This is a genomic window from uncultured Oscillibacter sp. (assembly GCF_910584465.1).
GTDB lineage: Bacteria > Bacillota > Clostridia > Oscillospirales > Oscillospiraceae > Oscillibacter.
Genome location: NZ_CAJUBK010000097.1, coordinates 1 through 5,580, shown reverse-complemented (window position 1 = coordinate 5,580; position 5,580 = coordinate 1). Strand labels below are relative to the sequence as shown.

The window sequence follows — 5,580 nt, the reverse complement described above, 5'->3', positions numbered from 1 at the left end:
ATGCGGGCGGCGGATCTGGTGATCTGCCGGGCCGGGGCCTCCACCATCAGCGAGCTGACGGCCCTGGGCACGCCCGCCCTGATGGTCCCGTCCCCATACGTCACCAACAACCACCAGGAGAAGAACGCCCGGGCGCTGGAGGAGGCCGGCGGGGCGGCGGTGCTGCTGGAGCCGGCTTGCTCCGGCCAGGCGCTGTTCCAGGCGGCCTGCGGCATCCTCCATGACGGGGCCCGTCTCCGGGCGATGGAGGAGGCCATGGCCTCCTTGGGCATCCGGGACGCGGCGGAGCGCATCTACCGGACCGTAGCCGCGATCGAGAAGTAACCACGGCCCCCCTCGGCCCATAGGATGGTTCGTGAACCATTCTTTGAGCGGAGGGACGGAAATGAGCCATTTAGTCATAAAAGGCGGCGGCCGCCTGCGGGGCGAGGCCGGCATCCAGGGGGCGAAGAACAGCGTCCTGCCCATCCTGGCGGCCACGCTGCTGACGGCGGACGAGGTAGAGCTGCGCAGCTGCCCCCGCCTGCGGGACGTGGACGCCTCGGTCCATATCCTGCGGGGACTGGGCTGTGAGGTCCATTGGGAGGGGGCGGACACGCTCCTGGTGGACACCCGGGACGTGGACGCCTGCTCCATCTCGGACCGGCTGTGCCGGGAGATGCGGTCCTCCGCCATCTTCCTGGGGGCCGTGCTGGCCCGGTGCGCCCAGGCGGAGCTGAGCTACCCCGGCGGCTGCGAGCTGGGCCCCAGGCCCATCGACCTCCATCTCTCGGGCCTGCGGGCCCTGGGGGCGGAGATCGACGACGCGGGCGGCGTCCTCCACTGCAGGGCCCCCCGCCTCCGGGGCCGGGAGATCGTGCTGAGCCTGCCCTCCGTAGGCGCCACGGAGAACCTGATGCTGGCGGCCTGCGCCGCCGCCGGCACCACCACCATCGCCAACGCCGCCCGGGAGCCGGAGATCGTGGATCTCCAGGGGTTCCTGAACGCCTGCGGGGCCAGGGTCTCCGGTGCGGGGACCTCCACCGTCTGCGTCGAGGGCGGCAGGCCCCTCCACGGCTGTATTTATACCGTCATGCCGGACCGGATCGCGGCGGCTACTTACCTCTGCGCGGCGGCCTCCGCCGGGGGGGAGATCTTCCTGCGGGGGGCGAAGGAGGAGCATCTGTCCACCGTCACCGCCGTATTGCGGGAGGCGGGGTGCTCCGTCCTCTCGGACGGGGCGGGCATCGCCTGTGCCTGCGAGGGGCGCCTGTCGGCGGTCCGCCCGGTGCGGACGGCCCCCTATCCCGGTTTCCCCACCGACGCCCAGGCCCTTCTGATGGCGGCGCTGCTGCGGAGCCGGGGGGCCACGGTGTTCGAGGAGAACCTGTTCTCCAGCCGCTACCGCCACGTCGACGAGCTGACCCGCATGGGCGCGGACGTCCGCGTCTCGGGCCGGGTGGCGGTGGTGTACGGCGTGGAGGACCTGCACGGCGCGCCGGTGCGGTGCACGGACCTCCGGGGCGGGGCGGCGCTGTGCGTGGCGGCCCTGGCGGCGGAGGGGGAGACCACCGTCCGGGAGATCGGCCACATCGACCGGGGCTATGAGGACATCGCGCGGGACCTCCGGGCCCTGGGGGCGGACATCGTCCGGCGTCCGGACGGGGAGAGCGTGTGGGACGCATGAGAGGAAAGAGCGGGGACCGCGGAGGCGGTCCCCGGAGCGGCCCCCGGCCGGGGCCGCTCAAGGATAGATCGGAGCGGGAGCATGGCGAGACGGAGACATTCGAGACGGCGGGGGCGGGGGAGCTTTGGCTTCCTCTATAAGCTGCTGTCCGTTTTGGCGATCTGCGGCGCCATCATCGCGGCCATGACCCTCTTTTTCCGGGTGGACGAGATCGTCGTCACCGGGCAGAAGCGCTATACGGCGGAGGAGATCCAGACGGCCTCCGGCGTGGAGCCGGGGTCCAACCTGTATCTTTTGAACAAGTATGACATCGCCCGGAACATCGTCCGGGAGCTGCCCTACATCGAGGACATCCGGGTGAACCGGAAGCTGCCGGACACCCTTTTGATCGAGGTCCATGAGAGCGGGCGGCCCTTCGCCCTGGTGCAGGAGGGGAGCGCCTGGCTCATCAGCGCCAGCGGGCGGATCGTGGACCAGCTCCCGGAGGGACAGGCGGGGGGCTACGGCCGGATCTCCGGCTGTGAGCTGCTGGCCCCCTCGGTGGGGACCCCGCTGGCCCTGGCCACGGAGTACGCCTCCCAGCAGAGCAGCCTGCTGGACCTGCTGGCGGCCCTGGACGGCGCGGGGCTGACGGAGAACGTGGACGGCATCCGCCTGGACGACCTGGGCACCCTGAACATGGACTACATCGGCCGCTTCACGGTGCGGATGGCCTACGGCGCGGATTACGCCTGGGAGCTGGAGAAGCTGACGGCGGCCCTGGCCAGCGAGAAGATCCAGAGCAACATGACCGGGACCATCGACCTGCAGCTGAAGAGCGAAGAGGTCCGGATCATACAAAACGTACGCTGAGCGCGGCTTGGCCGGGATTTTTTGAGAATTTGCGTCGAAAATGAAACAGACACTTGACCGGAGCGGAAAAGTGGCTTACAATAAGGAAGAGCTTGCATAAATGCAAGATATTGGCAGACATCCGCGGGACCGGCGCCGGATGGAAGGCGGAGCCGGGCGCGTAGGGATATGATGGATGGGACCCGCCGCCTCAGGGCGGGAGGCGGCGGGCGTCAATGTCCGCCATGGGAGCGCATGGCAGGGCGTCCGCACAAATGATAGCAGGAGGCAGCACTATGGCATTTGGTTTGGAGACCAGCCCCGATACCGTCGTCAATATCAAAGTGATCGGCGTCGGCGGCGCTGGGAACAACGTGGTGAACCGCATGGTCAGCTCCGGGACGAAGGGCGTGGAGTTCGTCGCCGTGAATACGGACAAGCAGGCGCTGAACGTCTCCAGCGCCGCGTATAAGATCCAGATCGGAGAGAAGCTGACCCATGGACAGGGCGCGGGCTCCGACCCCGAGGTGGGCCGCAAGTCCGCCGAGGAGAGCCGCAACCAGATCGCCAAGGCCCTGGAGGAGACGGACATGGTCTTCATCACCGCCGGCATGGGCGGCGGCACCGGCACCGGCGCGGCCCCCATCGTGGCGGAGCTGGCCAAGGAGCTGGACATCCTGACCGTGGGCGTGGTGACGAAGCCCTTCGGCTTCGAGGGCCGCCGCCGGATGCAGCAGGCCGAGGGCGGCATCGAGGAGCTGCGGACCAAGGTGGACTCCCTGGTCATCATCCCCAACGAGCGCCTGAAGCACGCCACGGACCAGAAGATCACCTTCGCCAACGCCTTCGAGATCGCCGACGACGTGCTGCGCCAGGCGGTGCAGTCCATCTCCGACCTGATCCGGGACACGGGCTTCATCAACCTGGACTTCGCGGACGTCACCGCCGTCATGAAGGGCGCGGGCCTGGCCCACATGGGCGTGGGCCGCGCCGCCGGGAAGGGCAAGGCCGAGGAGGCCGCCAAGATGGCCATCTCCAGCCCCCTGCTGGAGACCAGCATCAACGGCGCCCGGGGCATCCTGATCAACGTGGCCGGTTCTCCCGACATCGGCCTGGAGGAGATCGAGCAGGCCGCCGGGCTGGTCCAGTCCGCCGTCCACCCCGACGCCAACGTCATCTTCGGCGCCACCTTCGACGAGACCCTGGACGATGAGATCCGGGTCACGGTCATCGCCACGGGCTTCGAGAAGGAGCCGGGCCAGCTGCCGGGCAAGATGGCCGAAGAGGCCGGGAAGACCGGGGAGGCGGCTGAGGCGGCCGCAGGGCCCGAGCCCCTGGGCGAGGAGGACCTGCCCAAGCCGGACGTCTCGGAGGACGATCCCTTCGAGGACATCTTCAAGATCTTCAATAAACGGGATTGACCCATTTTTCAGGAAAGAACTGGGAAGCCCTGGAGGCGATCGCCTCCGGGGCTTTTCCGATGCCCTGCGGCCGCGGGACAGGCAAGCGCCGCCATGGGCGCGCTGCCGCTTTTTGCTTGTGGTGGATCGCCGTTTTCCGCAAATGATAATCGGGCCGGAAACGGCGTTCGACATGAAAAGCGGCCTGCCAGAGGCTCGACGGCGGGGAAGGGGGACCGCCTCGCGAGGGGCGTCCCCTTCCGTCCGGCCGCGGTCCCTCCGATGCACCGGGGGACGCGCCCGATCCGCCGGCAGCCGCCCGGCAGGCCGGAAAGGGGTGGTTTTTTTGTATGGACCTTCAAGATCCGCGAGGCGGGCGCTGGGCGCCGGGGCGGCGCTGGCGCTTGCGTTTTTGCTGTGTGCCGGGGTGACGGCCGTCAAGGCGGCGGAGCCCCGGATGCTGGTCCCGGTGGGCCACACGGTGGGCATCAAGCTCTTCTCCCGAGGCATCGTGGTGGTGAAGCTCACAGACGGCGGCACGCCCGCGCGGGAGTGCGGCCTGCGCACCGGGGACGTCATCGTCAAATGCGGCGGCGACGCCGTGACCTCCACGGAGCAGTTCCAGTCCCTGCTGCAAAAGAGCGGCGGCGGCGCGGCGGACCTGCAGATCAGCCGGGGCGGGGACGATATGACCTTGTCGGTGGAGCCCTCCCGGAACGAGCAGGGCGTCTACTGCATCGGCGCCTGGGTCCGGGACAGCATGGCCGGCATCGGCACCATGACCTATTACGATCCTGCCGCCGGCGTCTTCGGGGCCCTGGGCCACGGCGTCACGGATACGGACACGGCGCTGCTGATGCCCTTCTCCAACGGTTCCGTCCTGCCCTCCACCGTCAAGGCGGTGAAGCGCGGCGAGGCGGGCGCCGCCGGGGAGCTGCGGGGGGATTTCGACCTGACCCGCGACCTGGGACCGCTGTACGCCAACACCAGCAGCGGCATCTTCGGCAGGCTGGAGGAGCCGCCTGCGGCCGCGGAGGCGGTGCCCACGGGCATGGCCCTGCCCGGCCCCGCGGCGATCCGGGCCAACGTCCAGGGCGACGAGGTCCGGGAGTATGGGATCGAGATCGTGAGAGTGGCGTCCGGCTCGGCGGACGGGCGGGACCTGGTGCTCTCCGTCACGGACCCGGCGCTGCTGGAGGCCACCGGCGGCATCGTCCAGGGGATGTCGGGGAGCCCGATCCTCCAAAACGGCCGGCTGGTGGGGGCCGTGACCCACGTGCTGCTGAACGACCCGACCAAAGGTTATGGGATCTTGATCGAAAATATGCTGGCCGCGGCCGAGAGCTGACGGAGGAGGAGCGGCAGGAGCCGCTCCTCCTTATGAACGAAGAGCGCCGGACCGCAAAAGGAGCGGCCCCATGGAACGGGGCCGCTCAGACTGCCGGGAGGCGCGGGGGATCGAAGCGACGGGGGAAAGCGTCACGGGAGGGGCCGGGGAAGGCCCCTCCCGCTCCCGGCAGGCAGGAGGGCCCCAAGGAACGGGGCCGCCCGTCATACGGGCGGCCCGCAGCCTGTCGAAAAAGGAGAGGGGACTCCATCGACGGGAAGGAAGAGCGTTACGAGAGGGACCCAGGAAGGGTCCCTCTTGTTTTCGATAAAATAGTTTTCAGGACTTTCAAAAAA

The 5,580-nt window shown here is 68.9% G+C and carries 5 protein-coding genes; all 5 read left to right on the top strand.

The genetic code is table 11. The features are described 5' to 3' along the window. The coding region (locus tag QZ332_RS12920) for a glycosyltransferase (RefSeq protein WP_295766165.1) at nt 1-324 on the top strand (324 nt) is incomplete at its 5' end. A gap of 61 nt (nt 325-385) precedes the next feature. Next, a complete protein-coding gene (gene murA / locus QZ332_RS12915; RefSeq protein ID WP_295766163.1) occupies nt 386-1,666 on the top strand; it encodes a UDP-N-acetylglucosamine 1-carboxyvinyltransferase in 1,281 nt (426 codons plus the stop codon). A gap of 81 nt (nt 1,667-1,747) precedes the next feature. Beyond that, complete coding sequence (locus tag QZ332_RS12910) at nt 1,748-2,518, top strand: cell division protein FtsQ/DivIB (RefSeq protein ID WP_295766161.1); 771 nt, start codon at nt 1,748-1,750, stop codon at nt 2,516-2,518. Nucleotides 2,519-2,793: 275 nt separating this feature from the next. Beyond that, nucleotides 2,794-3,918: a cell division protein FtsZ gene (gene ftsZ, locus QZ332_RS12905; RefSeq protein ID WP_295766160.1), complete on the top strand. Its 1,125-nt coding sequence runs from the start codon at nt 2,794-2,796 to the stop codon at nt 3,916-3,918. A 406-nt stretch (nt 3,919-4,324) separates the two neighbouring features. After that, on the top strand, nt 4,325-5,245 hold the full coding sequence (locus QZ332_RS12900) for a SpoIVB peptidase S55 domain-containing protein (RefSeq protein ID WP_295766157.1): 921 nt from the start codon (nt 4,325-4,327) through the stop codon (nt 5,243-5,245). Nucleotides 5,246-5,580: the final 335 nt, after the last annotated feature.

Bases quoted from the DNA above. Each gene is read 5' to 3' on its own strand.
- ftsZ (WP_295766160.1), top strand. From the start codon at position 2,794: ATGGCATTTGGTTTGGAGACCAGCCCCGATACCGTCGTCAATATCAAA.
- QZ332_RS12910 (WP_295766161.1), top strand. From the start codon at position 1,748: ATGGCGAGACGGAGACATTCGAGACGGCGGGGGCGGGGGAGCTTTGGC.
- murA (WP_295766163.1), top strand. From the start codon at position 386: ATGAGCCATTTAGTCATAAAAGGCGGCGGCCGCCTGCGGGGCGAGGCC.